Annotated in this window: 18 protein-coding genes; 6 read left to right on the forward strand and 12 right to left on the reverse strand. The window is 43.7% G+C overall.

The window, feature by feature from the left end; all coding sequences use genetic code 11:
* From P0078_RS21340 to P0078_RS21355, 4 genes are all read right to left on the reverse strand, one after another.
* Positions 1 to 1,074 carry an MJ1255/VC2487 family glycosyltransferase gene (locus P0078_RS21340; RefSeq protein WP_282931900.1) on the reverse strand — a complete coding sequence of 358 codons (1,074 nt, stop codon included), beginning with the start codon at positions 1,072 to 1,074 and terminating at the stop codon, positions 1 to 3.
* Positions 1,071 to 1,577, reverse strand: a complete 507-nt coding sequence (locus P0078_RS21345) for a phosphatase PAP2 family protein (RefSeq protein ID WP_282931901.1) — start codon at positions 1,575 to 1,577, stop codon at positions 1,071 to 1,073. The genes P0078_RS21340 and P0078_RS21345 overlap by 4 nt, the downstream gene beginning before the upstream one ends.
* 380 nt (positions 1,578 to 1,957) lie before the next feature.
* Complete coding sequence (locus P0078_RS21350; protein ID WP_282931902.1) at positions 1,958 to 2,179, reverse strand: DUF1653 domain-containing protein; 222 nt, start codon at positions 2,177 to 2,179, stop codon at positions 1,958 to 1,960.
* Positions 2,180 to 2,187: 8 nt separating this feature from the next.
* Complete coding sequence (locus tag P0078_RS21355; protein ID WP_444894505.1) at positions 2,188 to 2,550, reverse strand: DUF3301 domain-containing protein; 363 nt, start codon at positions 2,548 to 2,550, stop codon at positions 2,188 to 2,190.
* A gap of 13 nt (positions 2,551 to 2,563) precedes the next feature.
* Here P0078_RS21355 and P0078_RS21360 point away from each other — a divergent pair, with 13 nt between their 5' ends.
* From P0078_RS21360 to tmpT, 3 genes are all read left to right on the forward strand, one after another.
* Positions 2,564 to 3,262: an SDR family oxidoreductase gene (locus P0078_RS21360; protein ID WP_282931904.1), complete on the forward strand. Its 699-nt coding sequence runs from the start codon at positions 2,564 to 2,566 to the stop codon at positions 3,260 to 3,262.
* 333 nt (positions 3,263 to 3,595) lie between these two features.
* Positions 3,596 to 4,105, forward strand: coding sequence for a DUF1097 domain-containing protein (locus tag P0078_RS21365; protein ID WP_282931905.1), 510 nt, complete (start codon positions 3,596 to 3,598; stop codon positions 4,103 to 4,105).
* 247 nt (positions 4,106 to 4,352) lie between these two features.
* A complete protein-coding gene (gene tmpT / locus P0078_RS21370) occupies positions 4,353 to 4,991 on the forward strand; it encodes a thiopurine S-methyltransferase (RefSeq protein ID WP_282931906.1) in 639 nt (212 codons plus the stop codon).
* Between the two features lie 18 nt (positions 4,992 to 5,009).
* Here tmpT and P0078_RS21375 read toward each other — a convergent pair whose 3' ends face one another.
* From P0078_RS21375 to P0078_RS21385, 3 genes are all read right to left on the reverse strand, one after another.
* Complete coding sequence (locus P0078_RS21375) at positions 5,010 to 5,342, reverse strand: GIY-YIG nuclease family protein (protein WP_282931907.1); 333 nt, start codon at positions 5,340 to 5,342, stop codon at positions 5,010 to 5,012.
* Positions 5,317 to 6,408 carry a PA0069 family radical SAM protein gene (locus P0078_RS21380; RefSeq protein WP_282931908.1) on the reverse strand — a complete coding sequence of 364 codons (1,092 nt, stop codon included), beginning with the start codon at positions 6,406 to 6,408 and terminating at the stop codon, positions 5,317 to 5,319. The genes P0078_RS21375 and P0078_RS21380 overlap by 26 nt, the downstream gene beginning before the upstream one ends.
* Positions 6,409 to 6,539: 131 nt before the next feature.
* Positions 6,540 to 7,007: a hypothetical protein gene (locus P0078_RS21385; RefSeq protein WP_282931909.1), complete on the reverse strand. Its 468-nt coding sequence runs from the start codon at positions 7,005 to 7,007 to the stop codon at positions 6,540 to 6,542.
* 431 nt (positions 7,008 to 7,438) lie between these two features.
* On the opposite strand from P0078_RS21385, the gene P0078_RS21390 reads away from it, so the two are divergent.
* The 3 genes from P0078_RS21390 (at position 7,439) to P0078_RS21400 (ending at position 11,284) form a co-directional block, all read left to right on the forward strand.
* Complete coding sequence (locus P0078_RS21390) at positions 7,439 to 8,110, forward strand: hypothetical protein (RefSeq protein ID WP_282931910.1); 672 nt, start codon at positions 7,439 to 7,441, stop codon at positions 8,108 to 8,110.
* Positions 8,086 to 8,730 (forward strand): hypothetical protein, encoded by a 645-nt coding sequence (locus tag P0078_RS21395; protein ID WP_282931911.1) that lies wholly within the window; start codon positions 8,086 to 8,088, stop codon positions 8,728 to 8,730. The genes P0078_RS21390 and P0078_RS21395 overlap by 25 nt, the downstream gene beginning before the upstream one ends.
* A 1,588-nt stretch (positions 8,731 to 10,318) precedes the next feature.
* Positions 10,319 to 11,284 carry a cation:proton antiporter gene (locus P0078_RS21400; protein WP_282934659.1) on the forward strand — a complete coding sequence of 322 codons (966 nt, stop codon included), beginning with the start codon at positions 10,319 to 10,321 and terminating at the stop codon, positions 11,282 to 11,284.
* Between the two features lie 79 nt (positions 11,285 to 11,363).
* Here P0078_RS21400 and P0078_RS21405 read toward each other — a convergent pair whose 3' ends face one another.
* From P0078_RS21405 to P0078_RS21420, 5 genes are all read right to left on the reverse strand, one after another.
* A complete protein-coding gene (locus tag P0078_RS21405) occupies positions 11,364 to 11,993 on the reverse strand; it encodes a LysE family translocator (RefSeq protein ID WP_282931912.1) in 630 nt (209 codons plus the stop codon).
* A gap of 129 nt (positions 11,994 to 12,122) precedes the next feature.
* Positions 12,123 to 12,308 carry a helix-turn-helix domain-containing protein gene (locus P0078_RS24685; RefSeq protein WP_353057089.1) on the reverse strand — a complete coding sequence of 62 codons (186 nt, stop codon included), beginning with the start codon at positions 12,306 to 12,308 and terminating at the stop codon, positions 12,123 to 12,125.
* Positions 12,281 to 12,940 carry an AraC family ligand binding domain-containing protein gene (locus tag P0078_RS21410; protein WP_282931913.1) on the reverse strand — a complete coding sequence of 220 codons (660 nt, stop codon included), beginning with the start codon at positions 12,938 to 12,940 and terminating at the stop codon, positions 12,281 to 12,283. The genes P0078_RS24685 and P0078_RS21410 overlap by 28 nt, the downstream gene beginning before the upstream one ends.
* A 155-nt stretch (positions 12,941 to 13,095) precedes the next feature.
* Entirely contained in the window at positions 13,096 to 13,785 is a 690-nt protein-coding gene (locus P0078_RS21415) for a hypothetical protein (protein ID WP_282931914.1), read from the reverse strand.
* Positions 13,786 to 13,814: 29 nt separating this feature from the next.
* Complete coding sequence (locus P0078_RS21420; RefSeq protein WP_353057019.1) at positions 13,815 to 14,831, reverse strand: chromate resistance protein ChrB domain-containing protein; 1,017 nt, start codon at positions 14,829 to 14,831, stop codon at positions 13,815 to 13,817.
* Positions 14,832 to 15,338: the final 507 nt, after the last annotated feature.

Here is a 15,338-nt window from a genome sequence, read left to right on the forward strand (position 1 = left end):
TTACTCGGATATTCTTTGAAATACTGGTGCTGCTTCTGCAACGGGCTTTGGAACCACCTTGCGCCACAGTTGGGAGGATAGTTCAGTTGAGCTTTGTCGGCACCCGGAAGCAATCCAGTTGCCCAGTGCTTGAGCTACATCAGGCCATACTATCCGAAGTGGAGGGGGGCAGTTGGTTAGCCACTTGTCGATCGTATAGGCATTTATCTGTTTTACGATTGTGGCCAGTTTGAGCTGATCGAGCGCTTTGGCATTGGCTTCCTGCTCAAATTGATTGGCGAGAGGCCTACTGAGAATGGGTTTTCCCAGAGCCAGGGTTTCAGCCAATAATTCAAATCCGCTATTGCAGATTACTGCTTTAGAGGTTGCCAGATCCTTTTGAAAACCATTAATTGAGGGGGCCTTAACTTGAATATTACTAGAGGTAGGTAAATTGTGGGGTATACCGTAGACGATAAACCGATAGGGCAGCCTGGAAAGTTCGTCCAGCATCGGAATAGGCTGTTCGAAAGGCAAGTAAACTAGAATATGTTCACCCAATTCTTGGGAGAGTTCAGGTTTCTGAGGGACGATTGGCGGTAGTATTGGGTTGCCGAAGTGGTGCCAATGCAAACCGATACTCTCTTGTGTTGGGGCAAATGATTTTAGTACTGTGCGGGATGCCCACTTATTGCGAGGTGCAGGGATCGGGAATTCAAAGGCGTATTGATGGCCGATACCGATGCTGCGTTTTTTCTTAAATTTTGCTGCCCAGGCCGTAACAGGTTCATAGTCACTGATAATTAAATCAAAATTATTAACCGGCAGTGTTCTTGTATCCTTGATGAATCTTACTGCATTGATGTTTCGTAGTGTTGCGAAACTATTCAAGCGGCCGTGACTGTGGATAAAAGTCATTCCCTCCCGCCACCAATAGTCTCCAAAAGAAGACATCTCAAATAAGCTTTCTCTTGGACGGCCTGAAAATAACCACTGGACCTCGAGATTTGGATACTTTTCGAATTGCTTGGCCAGCGCGCGGGAGCGACTTATATGTCCGTTACCCGTGGATTGAACGCCATAAAGTATCTTCATAAAAAGGCGGCACTCACAATTAAGCTAACGCTGGTCCCCAAAATGGCACCAGCACAAATATCGGAGGGAAAATGAACCCCTAAGCCAACCCTGGCAGCTCCCACCCCTGTGGCCCAGATATAACCAAAACTCCACATGGGACTTACCTGTATAGACATTGCGGTTATGAATAAAAAGGCGCATGAGGTATGGCCTGATGGCAAACTGAATCGATCATGCGCCACAATTACCGGACGCATACCGGGAATTGCCTGAGGCGGCCTAAGGCGACGAGTTGTATTTTTTATTCCCCAGTACAGGCTGCGTTCTAGAGCGACGGCTGTACATGCCAGGTACAGTAGTTGAATGGCTGAATTAAGCCATACATAAGTGAAAAAAAGTGCCCCGGCCGCCCATCCATCCCCAGATTTGGATAGCCATAAATAGCGCCGGCGTGAGCTGGGGCGGGATGCCCGCTCAACCATATACAGTACGGCGGACACATCAAAACTCTTCAAATTCATCGGTAAGCCTCGCATGCCGACAAGTTACAAATCGATTATTGCACGGACTTGACCGATTTATGTCGCAATAATGAAATCTAGATTAGGCTGGAGGGAATGTGCGAAAGGGCATATTTTGAAGTGGGAAAGCAAAGAAATATCTGACGTGCAATTCCTTTAAATCTGAAATGGAAAGTAATTTGGTTAATTAATGTCAGTAATCTACAGGTCTATTTTGTAGCATTTAATACACTTACTTATTTGAAAAATATTGAAAAATTAATATTGGATAAAGGTTGTGATAATTGCGCGTTTTAACTTAGTTTAAGTAAGAGTCAAGAAGAGGAGGGGGTTGGAGGGGCGATAGCACCTCCAAAAAATAGTTGATATGTCAGTCCCACCTAGGCGGCAATATCAAATGCCTGAATCAATTCAAAGCGTGGCACGCAAGTACCATTTTTAGAAACCGATTCTTTAAACATACTTTGTGGCCGCACCCAGACACCATAGCTCCCATAAAGGGCGCGATAGACAACCATTACCTCTTCAGTTTCACTGTGTTTTGCTGTATGTAAAACCTCGTAAAGATTTCCTTTGTAGTGGCGATATAGGCCGCGTTGCATAGATACCTCTAACTCACGTGATGGGGGGCAAGCTGTAATTGTTCGATGCGATTTGCATGTAGCACTGCAGTGCCTGAGTAACGATGTTCGCCTGTAGAAGTAAACTCAAACTTATAGCTGCGGTGAAGACTGAAAAACCCTCTCTTATCTTTTCTGATTCGAGTACGCACCAAAAGCACGGTGTCATCTAGCAGTTGAACACCGAGCTGTCGGCAATGTTCAGAGGCTGCTCGCCGGACATGTTCCTTAGCTGCCATACTGGCCCAGATATACCAGAGAACCAAAAAGAACAGGGAGAGCCACAGTATGTCGCTAAGAGTGTAATACATTGCTATACAGTTGCTATGATCGCTTTCTTGCAAGAATAACACCTAAGGAGCGCCAATGTCCGGCACGATTTTAATAACCGGTTGTAACCGTGGAATTGGGCTCGAAATGTGTGCTCAGTTTGCCGAGATCGGCTGGAAGGTTCTGGCTTGTTGCCGGGAGCCTGAAAAGGCAGTGGAACTTGAGGTACTTCAGCAGCGCTACCCCTCCTCAATACAGTTGATACGCTTAGATGTAACCGACTATGAGCAGATGATCTCGCTGGGCAAGGCATTCCAGGGGGAGCCAATTGACATATTGCTTAACAATGCGGGCTACTACGGACCCAAAGGAGTAGGGTTTGGGTCTGTTGATCGTGGAGAGTGGCGGCGAGTCTTAGAGTCCAACACTATTGCCCCCTATATGATGGCTGAAACATTCTGCGAAAACGTTGCGGCTAGTGAGCACAAATTGATCGCGGTCATGAGTAGTAAGGTGGGTAGTATCGCCGATAATCGCTCTGGTGGCGGGTATATTTATCGAACATCTAAAGCTGCCGTTAATCAGGTAGTTAAGAGTCTATCTATTGATTTAGAGCCTAGAGGAATCACAGTTCTCACTTTACACCCGGGATGGGTGAAAACGGCTATGGGAGGCCCGGGAGCCCTTATTTCTGCTGAGGAAAGTGTTGCTGGAATAAAAAGGCTGCTTTTAGCTGCAAATTTGGCAAAAACAGGTCGATTTTTTAACTATGACGGAGCAGAAATTCCTTGGTAATGCTTGTAATGGCGTGTGACAAAACTTCGCCAAGAATCCTCTAGAATGCGGCTCCCGCACACAGTATACAGGTCTGATACAAGGTCTTGAGAATCTGCTCGATTTAAGTGCCGAACTCATTGTATTTACTTCTGAGCGCACACCTGCTTGTCCTGCAACGAGGTTTTCTATTGATTGCAAGATTAGGCAAGAATGTGGAAGAAGCCTTCTATCGCCTCGGGTGAAAACTCCTTGAAAATGACTCCCATACCACGGAGTGACACAAGAAAACCCTTTTACTGAATTGGCGGGTTTTACGTTTTAGGCAAGGATGCCTACGAAGGAGTGAAAATCATGAAATGGCTCGGTAGTTTAACCCGCAGTGAGAACTTTTCCCCCAGGTTACTGAAGTCGCCAATTCTAGCGGTTCTTATAGTCGCGGCATTGGTGGGTTACCTGGGAGGGATGCCAATTTGGGTAGCGGTACTGGGAGTTGTTGCTTATTACTCCAGAGGTCGTGATTTGCGGGCCGGTGCCTATAACCTCGCTTGTGTAGTGACCGGACTTGGATTGGGTCTAGGGGCACAAGCGGCAGCTTACAAATGGCAGATTGATCCAAGTATATTGATTGGACCAATTGCATTGATTTTTTCCATTATCAGCGTTTGGGCTATGGGGTTGGTGACAGGTGTTCGGAATATTCCCAGCTATACCATTGGCATCCTTATTGCGTTTCTCGCTCAGTTGGATGTCACACTGGATACCTACTTTCAATTAATCGCTACCGTATCTATTGGGGCAGTATTTGCCGGGCTGATCGATATTTTTTGGCCTCGTCAGGAAAGTACAGTGGGGACTTGTTGATTACTAAATTTTCTGCAGTGAGTATTGCGCGAAAAAGATGATCAGGTGCTAAATAAGTTTGTGTAGAGATATTATCCGGTGTTAAAGCGTATAGTGGTGTCAACGGCAATGGTGTTCGTTATAGCTTTGGCCTTTACTGAGCCCTATGAGCCCGAATTTAGTATTGAACAGAAATACTACAGAATAATTCTTCTTTGATGTAACTCGTTTTTTCGATTTTTTCAGCTTGAATTATGGGGAGGTAGGTGTGAAAGAAGATTTTTGGCATGATAAGTGGGAAAGAAATGATATTGGTTTTCATGAGACTTCCGGAAATTCATTGCTGATAGAGTTCTTTCCCAGGCTCGATTTGTCTTCAAGTGGTCGTATTTTCTTGCCGCTATGCGGAAAGACCAAAGATATCGCTTGGTTACTGCAGCAGAATATCTCAGTTGTAGGCTGTGAACTTAGTGAAGACGCAGTCAGGCAACTATTTATTGAAATGTCAGTGGCACCCAAAATAAGAGAAGTTGGCAGCCTGAAGTGTTACTCCAGTTTAAATATTGATATTTTCGTTGGTAATATTTTTGAACTGAGTAGGGAAGAGTTGGGGCCGGTTGCAGCCATTTATGACCGAGCTGCTCTGGTAGCCTTACCTACAGATATTCGCGAGCGATATGTCAGGCATTTACTGGATATTACCCAGGTCGCACCGCAACTTTTAATATCCTTTCAATATGAACAAGCCCGGATGCCAGGCCCTCCATTTTCTGTCGGCAGTCATTTGATTTATGAATATTATGATGCAGATTATGACTTGCAGGTTTTGACGGTAAGAGACGTTGTCGGGGGGCTAAAAGGAAAGGTTCCTGCTAGAGAAGAGGCGTGGCTGTTAATACCAAAGTGATAAAGGTTTCTCTGCAAGCTAAGTTTCTGGTAGAGAATGAGAGCCAAGTATTAGTTTTTCCTTTTTTGATTTTGGCCACTTCTTAATGGCTATCTCCATTTTCAAGGCGGTTGATTTATCGGGTAGCTCTACAGAGAACACGAGCGTAAGGGGCCCCTTGCCTCGTAGTGCTTTTGCCGCTTTTGGGCCATCACTACAGTGCTCAGCAAAGCGCCTCTCCAAATCATTGGTTATACCGGTATAGAGTGTTCCTCTGGCCGTTCGAACAAGATAGAGAAACCAATTCACGCCCAGCTCTTCCTTCTTTTTTACATAGCCCATAGATTCAAGAGAATAAATCCTGCTGCTCATTAGTGCGAGGTGGCGGCTTGAACTGGGAGCAATCCAAGGTTAGGCGCCGATGATCCAAGCCCAGCTTCTTAACTGCTACCTGAAAGCGTCTTTGGAGTAGTTGAGCAAATATTCCTGTGCCAATGCGCCTTTGGGAAAACTCACTTTGATAGTCCTTACCTGCACGGCTTTGCTGTACCAAGCTCATGACATGCTTTGCCCTTTCTGGGTAGTGTACCTCCAACCATTCCCGAAATAGAGGGGCAACTTCATGGGGGAGACGCAATAGGATATATGCGGCTCTTACAGCCCCTGATTTCCGCGCAGCTGAAAGAATCGATTCCAGTTCGCAGTCATTGAGAGCGGGGATCATAGGTGCAGCGAGCACCGCAGTAGGAATACCCGCTGAACTCAGCTGTTCAATTGTTCGCAGACGAGCTGCAGGGCCAGCGGTCCTTGGTTCAAGCTTGCGCTTAAGGCCGTTATCTAGTGTGGTTACGCTGATAGCGACTTGTACTAGGTTGTCTTGTGCCATTTCAGCCAGAATAGGGAGGTCCCGCAAGATTAGTTGGCTTTTGGTGATAATGGTGACCGGATGGCGAAATTCCAGCATGATTTTTAGGAGGCCTTGAGTTATCTGCTTTTCCCGCTCCAAGGGTTGATAGGGGTCGGTATTGGCTCCCAGTGCGATGGGGCTGCACTGGTAGTGTTTCTTTCGTAAAGCCCGCTCTAGCAGTTCAGCTGCGTTCGGCTTATAGAAAATCTTGGTTTCAAAGTCTAGGCCGGGTGACAAATCCATATAAGCGTGGGCAGGACGGGCGTAGCAATAGATACAGCCATGTTCACAGCCTCTGTAGGGATTTATCGATTGAGAGAACGGAATATCAGGTGATTGATTGGTTGAAATGATAGTTTTCGATTTTTCTTCAATGGAGGAGGTTTTTAACCTCACCGGCTCATCTGGTTCCGTTTGCCAGCCGTCATTTTCACTGGAGCTGTACTGCTTAGCAAAGCGCCCTGGGAGGTTGTTGGCAGTTCCTCGGCCTCTATACAATGGCGCTGATTTGTTGTGAGAGTGATCTGACATTGCGATAACAATAACTGTATTAATGTACAGTTTACGCTGTACTTTTGACGAATTGCAAGGCCTTGTGGATTTAACTGGATAGTGTGAATACGGTTCCCTGAGAGGCTGAGCCCCTCAGGGTTTACCTGTTTTTATAAGCTGGACTCAGGCAGTGCTGCAGGATTGTATTTTGAATCCATTGTTAGACCTGATCTTTCGTCATCCCAAATCATGTGTACTACTTTCCATGACTCGCCATCATTAAGGAGCTGAATACTATTTACTCCTCTTTTAATGAACTGAGTTCTTTCTTTATCGGACCAGGCTTCATAGATGCTGAAGGCATGGGCAATATTCCCAAATCGCTCAATGATGTTGTGGATCTCTATCTCGTAAAACGGACGGCCGGCAATCAGATTTTCAAAATTTTCGGGATATTCCTGTACGGTTAGGATTGTTGATTGAGGCATACCATTGCTATCAACAAATGTACGAATCATTTTTGCGTCAGAAGTAAATAATGATTCCTGCCTCTTCCAGTCCCGTTTAAATCCCGCAGGACCAGAAATTCCGCTGTAAAGTTCATCTATAACCTTTTGTATTTTTAGCTTGTCCTTCATGGTCTTCTCCTTGTTATGCTTCAGTATGAAATCCAACTGTCGGAATGTAGCTATATCAGTACCAATTGGCGTTAAAAGTAGATTGTTGATGGGGTGAATTTTCGGAGTGCCAATAGTATTTTATTAGTTTAAGTTGAGCTTAGTGTTTTTTGTTGTTTGTGTCATCAGCTCTATGCGGGTTCGATATTGTTTGCCTTTAGGATCTGTGAGGCATTTGTACCTATTGGTAATCGGCTGAATAACTGGTTGATATATAGCAACATTGCTTTTTCTATTTCTAATCTCCTTTTTCTGGCGGGCTAGCAATAGCCACTAATTTGATATGTGAACCCTTTTCGGCGAGTTTTTATAGGAGCATCACTTAGATAATGTTTTTTGGTCCCTGTTTTTGTCTAAGATGAGTAAATAGGCCATTTGCTTTTATGTGAAGTATGAGTCGAGAGCATTACTCCAGAGAGTTGGGGCCGCAAGAAGCGCTATATATTGAGTTGACCAGGCAGTCACGAGGTGGATTGCAGCTTATTTCATTTATTAGGGTTTGTGAGCCATTAAGTGTAGAGGATGTACGCCAAGGCTTTAGCTACTTGCATTCGCGCCACCCGTTTTTGCGTGCCCGAGTAGCTAGGGGGCAGCGACTACGATGGGTGTGCGATGTTGATTTTTGTGACATTCCGAATCAAATCATTCCGCTAGAAGAGGCGATAAAGTTTGAAGAAGCATTTATGTTTCATGGGATGAGTTGTTTAGATAGTGAAAAATGCGTTTACAGTCTTACCTTGTACACCAATCAAATGGGAGATGTAGAATGGATTGTTATTGCTAGTATCCATGCCGCACTTGATGGAAGAGCCATAGTGACGCTTTTTTTGGACCTTGATAATTATCTATGCTCCCATAAAAAACCTATTGGAGTTCCATCACTCCCATTATTGGAGAGTATTGCTGATAGGCTTGGAAGTGCAGGGTTTTCTAGTGAGGAAGAATTTCAACACAAGAATAAAGCCGGATTTTTTGGGCAACAGAAAAGAGTGCAAGCGTTCATGAGCGGAGAGCATGTGCTACCTCCTACTCTGTACCAATGGAAAGTGTCGGCCGGATTATAAAGGTTGCAAAGAATAACCTTATAAAGCCAACAGCACTATATAGTGCCGTAGCAGTACTGGCAGCGCGAGTTTTAGAAACTGAAAAAAACTTGTCAGAAATAATTATTGCCTTGGATGCGAGGCAGCTTTGTACTCCGCCGATTCCATTTGAGTCTGTTGGCTCATTCTCCCAAACGGTTAGTTTAAATGTACCGCTAGAGAGTACCTCGATGGGAGTTATCAAGATCGCTAAATATTTACAATCTCAAATTGACTCAGTGATGATTGGAAAGTTGCCTCTGACCAAAAATCTGAGTGCTGGGTATAATATAGAAGAAATTATTCAGGTGGCTCATGAAATTACAGCAAAGCATGATACTTTTTTGTCAGGAATTTGCCTGTCAAACTTGGGGAGTATGAGGTTTGTGGCTGAAAATATGCGTTACTTTGAGCTGGAGAGGGGAATGGTTACCCAGCATAATGGTATAAGTCCATTAATGATTGTTACTTATACAACATATCGCCATGGAGTTTTTGTGTTGGGGTATTGTGAGCCCTTAATGAGTAAGAAAAATGTGAGCCTTTATGTCGATGAATATAAAAAAATAATAAATAGTACCGTTTCTGAAGTGCAAGATTGAGCAAGATGGAAAAGTTGATTTTTCTAGCCCTCTAATTTGTCAGGGGATGGCGGCTATTGTCTTGTTGTGGTTTTTGTGTCTGTAATTTTAAATTTAATTCTTTTGTTGTTTTGTGTGCGAATAACTTTTATATAAAAAGCTAAATCTTGAGCTTAAAGAGGTGATATAAATTGCAAAACTCAGATGGGCGTAAAGTTGCAAAGGGTTTCAAGTTGAAATTTTATCAATGAGGTTTCTTTCGGGGCGGGTTTAGTTGTGAGGGTATGGGATGTTAATATGCTAATTCATAATATTGTCTATACTGAATGACTGTCCTCGCTGTGAAAGGATGTAAGCCTAGCTAATTTTCTAGACCATGCAGAAGATCTGCAGTACCAGGTGCTTTCTGCCCTGGCTAAAAAGATCCCATTAGCTAAAAGGTAGAGTCTGTTTACACAATCTTCGATATAGAAAAATGGCTGCAGGAACTGCTTTAAAAAACAATGTTGCGTTCATAGGTCGATATATGGAGGTGTTACATGATCTCTTTTCTAAGGGCTAGAGTATTTGTTTTTGATAAGCAGATTTTATTTTTTAGCTTAGTGGCTGATTATGCGAGGTCTCTAGTTGGTGGTTTGGTAATAATTGTGACCAGCTTGGCGATGAACATTGATTCAGTAGACAGGTCTCAATATTTTCTGCGAGAAGGGGAGAGGTCGGATAATTACACTTGGATGCCATAATAAATGGCTTAGGAGGTTTTTGGGTGTAATAAAGGATAGAATTACGAAGTAGAGATTTAATCGCAAATGGTTATATCAGGACATTTTTCCAGTCATCGGCTTATGAGTAGACGATGGCTGCTTAGAAAGAATAGGTGACAATGGTAGCTACTTATGCGACTTTAATGATTGATAGACAGAAAAAACGCTAGGAATGATTTTATTAAAGAGCGAATGAGAAACTTATGAGTCATAGCGTAGGAGAATGATCTTGGATGCCTATACTGAAGCAGTCGGCTTGTTGCTAGGCCCCAAAGTGCAACGACTGAACCTTACTGGATAGGCTTGGAGTTTGTATGAATAGTGGATCCCTACTAGTACAAAACAAGTTCTGTATAAAATATATTTTGAAATTTAGCATGGTGTGTTTATATGTTGGCACGGTGATCATTGTATGTTGGCAGTGACATGTATGACTTATCGAATAGTAAATGTGTCTTTGAATGCTGTGTCTCATTAACCAGTCAATAGATTGTTTAGTGCTTCTTAGAGAGCTACAGGAACACTTTAAATGATTTAATTGTAGATGGTAGTTCCAGATGAGCTTGTTGTCGGATTTTAGCGTGAGCGTTGCTGTATTTGAGTCTTGGATATATTGGCAAAGGGAGTGGCTCGGTGAGTGATGTAGTCACTGTTGTAGGGCAAGGATTATACCTTGCTGTCGCTGCAGTTATAGGTTTGGGTATCGCGAGAATATTGCGGATTGATAATACGCTTGGTTGTCTTGTTGCCGGAGTGCTGGCAGCTTTATTGCTACCCATAATTGACTATGATACAGGTTTGCGCGCAACCAGTATCAGGGAGTTGGTTTTTTTGTTATCTTGCCGGTGTTAATTTTTGAGTCTGCATGGCAATTGGAGCCAAAAATTTTAAAGCGCTGGATTGGTCCTGTACTGTTATTTTCTACGGTAGGTTTGGTGATTTGTGCCGTTCTTATCGCAACAATTACTTATTACGGTATCGGCCATCCAGAGGGTTTTCCCTGGGTGGCGGCTATGTTAACGGGAGCTATTTTAGCGGCTACAGATCCAGTTTCTGTAGTTAATAAGTTGCGCCAGGAAAAAGCGGGAGAGGATCTCTTAACTTTGGTGGATGGAGAGAGCCTCTTCAATGACGCCGCAGCGGTAGTTCTCTATTCCTTAGTGTTGGGCTTGGCGACTTATGGTCTCGTTGAAAATTCTTCGATGGCGGCCGAAGCTCCATCGTTGGGTGTAACTTCCGTAACGCTATATTTTTGTATGGTATTTTTTGGGGGGGTTGCTATTGGGCTTATATGTGGCCTGATAACCACTCTAATCATATTATTTTTACGCTCCTCTAGTGCGGCACTTATGACTTTAGTGATCGCTGCGTTTGGGAGTTTTTATCTGGCAGAGAGTATTTTTCATGTATCAGGTATTATTTCGGTAATGGTATGTGCAATTGTTGCTCGAGGGTGTTTAAGTAAGCAAAATGATACCTATTTGGTTCATGCAGGCCCAACTTGGGAGTGGATGGGATTATTTTTTACCGGCATTATTTTTGTAATCATGGGGTTGGTAATTACCTTTGAAATGTTTAGCCATCAGTGGCTGGCAATGATTATTGCTACAGCGGCCGCTCTAGGAGCCAGAGCATTATCCGTATTCTTAGTGTCACCTTTAACTCGCTTTGTTGGCCCTTCAATACCTAAATCCTGGCGGTTGTTGATGAGTTGGGGGGGCTGCGAGGAGTTATTGCGGTCGCCTTGGTGCTTTCTCTTCCGGTTGAATTGCCCTATTGGTGGACAATTCAATCTATGGTATTTGGTGTAGTTCTTTTCTCCTTGTTGGTACAGGGTACCACCAGTGGTCGCCTAATTCACAAATTAAACCTTTGAGTTAGTCGCCCTAATTATCCTGCAGTTAGGCTAATAGCGGCGGGATTATCAGCTGCCAACCACACGGCAACAAGAAGCAGGCTGAGCGCGAAAAACTTATTTTGTAAACTTCTATTTTTATCACTCGCAAGTGCTTTTGATAAAGTCCGGCCAAAAGTGATCCATGAAAAGTGTGTTATAAGGTTAAGTATAGTAATCATAATAATTAAGGTGATAACACTACTCTCGGCACCTTCCCCCTGTTTTGGTGCAAATACGGAAAACATGGTAATTACTATCATCCAAGCTTTAATGTTCATGCTTTGAATAAACATTCCCTGCCAAATACTGACTGATTTTATTGTGGTATCACCAGGCGCTTTACTGGGTTGTATGAAAACGTAAGCAAGGTAAATTAAATAGATGGAGCCAGTCCATTGTAGGATGGTCATTACCAAAGGGTAGTGAATGAGCCAGCCCATAAATCCGAAGCCGACTAATAAGGCCTTAACTAGAAACACAATGTCGATGCCCGCCAGCAAAGGTAAGGAGCCGCGAATGCCCAAGCTAGCCCCAGCTGCAGCAAAAGTGATATTGGCTGGGCCTGGGCTAAAAATTAGGGGGAACATTACTGCTAACCAGGCCAACACAAACTCTAAGCTCATATGTATTACTCGTATTGATTCAGTGAGGTAACCAAGAGATATAGGCACACTCCCTGAAGGTGAACTTTATTTTCTTGGTGGTAGATGAGGTTAAGGGGAGTGGGGGCGAGTTTCTTGTACAAAATTGCGCTACACAGATTTTAGGTAGCGAGCGGGTGTAATGCCGAATGCACGTTTGAAGTTACGGCTCAAATGGCTCTGGTCAAAGAACCCACAATCGATAGCTACATCTGCAATCTGAGCCCCTGTGCGAAATAATGTGCGGGCCTTTTGGGCTTTCAGGAGTATTAGGAATTGGTGGGGGGAACACCAAATTGGGTATTGAAACTACGGATAAGCTGATATCGATTCATGCCAGTTACTTGACATAGCTCATCCAGAGTCACATTTCTCTGCCAGTTTTCTTGTAAGTAAGCGCGGGCTCTCAAGGCGCCCTGCTTATTTGGCGATGACTTTGGGTAGATTTTTTGGTCGCCATGTCGAGCAAAAAGTTGACTGATTGCTAAGGTAAGTAAAGTGTCTGTTGATAGGGATAGAGTGTTCACTTCAAGGCTACTATGCAGCTTGTAAAGTAGCTGAAACAGCTCAGGGTCATCCAGTAGCGGCCCTTTTAGAAATGGTACGGGTGTTTGGTTGACTTGACTGTGCTCCCTAAGGGTCTCCTCAATAAGAGCTGTGTCAAAGTAAAACATACGGTAGTGCCAACCGGAGTCACTGCCGGAAAAGCCGGTGTGAATTTCCCCTGGGTTGAGTGCAGCGAGGGTTCCTTGGGGGAGGGTTACAGTCTCCCCGCGATAATCGAGCTTCTCTACACCGGAGAGGAAGATCCCGATAGCAAGCTCATCGTGCCAATGCTTGGCAAAGGAAAATTTGTGAAAGTAGGCGTGAAAAAGCTCTACGCCACTATGGCTTGGGCTCCGCCAGGCTTTAGAGAATTCCTTTTTCATTGATATTTCCCATATGAGAAGTGACTATTACCATACAGAAAGGAAGGGTGGTAACGCAAAGTTACAGGTGGGAGTGGAGAAATGAAAGAGCGGGAGGAAAATAGCTGCGGTTATATCCGCAGCTATTTGTGCTTATTATTAGCTAGGGATTATCTTTAGCTGGGTTTGGTGCCCCTCATATACTTGAGGTAGTTAGCTAGAGCTAAAGTTATGACACTGGAGATCATCAAGCAATAAGTGGCGATGATCATGACTGATCCAGCTTCAGTGCCAATTAGAATACTGTGTAACAGACCCAAAATTAGGCCCGGTAAGCTGAGGCGGTGTAGCCAGATTGCAATGAGCTTTCGGTTCGCGCGCATTGTTCCAGCCAAGGCTGACCCAATTAACGCCCAAAATGCAATAGCTCCTATTGAAACGCTGGTTTTATAGAATCCATGAAAAAAAGTAGGTATTAGGTTGCCGAGTGTAGAGTGTCCAGTTCTAATAGATGTGGCAGCAATAAATAAGCCTGCATGCAGAAGAAAGGTAACACAAACCATACTTCCAAGAATGATATGCACCTTTCTGGTAACTATTTTTCGGGAGGCTAGTGGATTGGCTAGTGCCAAGCATACTTGTAGCCACAGTAAGAAAATACTGTAAAGCCCGAATAGTTTTGAGAGTATGTAGGCTAATTGTCCCTTAGGTATTTCATAAGTAAAGTAGTCGGCAATACTGCCAGTCGTATCACTCCAGAGTACAACTGGTGTTATTAGGGTAAAGCATAGTGCTAGAGCTTTAAAAGCTGTAAGAGTGATCGGTGCAATAAAAGTTGCTTCCGTGGATGTATTGGCTTGCTGCATGATGTCGCTTTTATAAGTGAGTGCAAATATTAAATATTCTTAATGCATTCTTTGTCGTTAATGCATTGCTCTAAGTTGGCCTTAGCTTGCTGTTCGGTCAGCGCTTTAGTGCCAGCAACGGGAAGCTCAGCTTCAATCCAACCTCTTATGCCGTAGGGATTGAGTATGGCAGTTTGCTGCAATCCCCGCCGGCGAAGTATTTTAGCCATCTCAAAGCCCCTAAAGTCTTTAACGCAATAACTTATAATGATGTCGGCGCTCTCCAGTGATTTGGGGAGCTGATTGCCTAAGCTGCGTATGGGAATGTTTACAGCTCCTGGAATATGGGCCTCGGCAAATTCATTGCTTTCTCTAGTGTCAACAAAGACAACGTTCTTGCCGCTTCTTATGTGATCGAATAGCTCCGAGGCTTTAATCTCAGGTACAAGCCTTGTAGAACTGTTAAAAGCTACTTTAGTATTTTTTGTGCATTGCTGATCTGGTATTAGATTGGTTTGGCTGGCTATAACCTGTTCTTGGCTATCACTGTCTATCCACTCGTAAATGTTGCTAAAAAGCTGGCTGTAGCAGTCAAGTGTAATATTTTCCTCACCATAATCTCTTTGCAGCTTCCTAAATGCAGTTTCTACGACGATGGATTCCGGATTTCTATTGGGGCGCCATAGATTTACTTCAATATCATTGATAACGCTTGCTAGCTTTACCAGCTTTGGATCTGAAACTTCGAAGGACTCTACTAGTACTTCAAATGTTGATTGGTGCTGGGTGCGATGAAAGGTTGCACCTTCGGAGTCAAAACTTGCTGATTTTTTTGGCTCAAAAGTATCGCCATGTAGGGGGTGGATAATTATTCGGCTGCCGGGATCCAAATGCTGTGAAAGTAACCATGCTGATGCCCACTTGTCTGGCCCAAGTCCATGCGTGGTGTGGTAGGTGGGTTCAGGCTCCCTGGGGGATGGGGAAATTTCAGCACGGGATGAAAGAGATATTGCAGTTGTTAGCAGGAAGAAGGGTAAAAATCTTAACTTGAACACAGAGCATTCCACTACTAAGGCACAAAAATTGCTAATTTGTATGCGGTAAAGTTTATTTGTCTTGAAAGCTTAGCAAGAATTTATTTTGTGGTGGAAGTGGTTTTTTACTGGTGCTCAGTAATAGTGAGAAGTAGTTTCACTGAAATTATATTTATCCCGTCTTGCTATTTTTGTCACTATTGACAGGTGAGTAGAATTTCCTAACTTCCTTATTTCTTGCACATTGCTTGGCGTTTCTTTTTGTATACTGCAGAAAATTGCGTCATCCAGCGCATTCAGTAATGTGTTGGTTGTGGTTTTACGGAAAAAGACACACAAACCTTGGTTTAGTGTGTGATGCATATAGGGTGTATGGATTACTGTTGGAAGTGCAGTTTTGAGCAAGTGGTATCAGTACCTATTTAGTTCTTTTAATTTCTGCAGAGCTTTCTTTCAGTTGACTGTGTGGATGGCCGAGTTGCTTGGCTTTCTAGCTGCCCGTTGTGCGTCGATTAGTTCAAGGTGCAAATTGGGAAGGCA

The sequence above is a fragment of the Microbulbifer sp. VAAF005 genome, from assembly GCF_030012985.1.
GTDB lineage: Bacteria > Pseudomonadota > Gammaproteobacteria > Pseudomonadales > Cellvibrionaceae > Microbulbifer.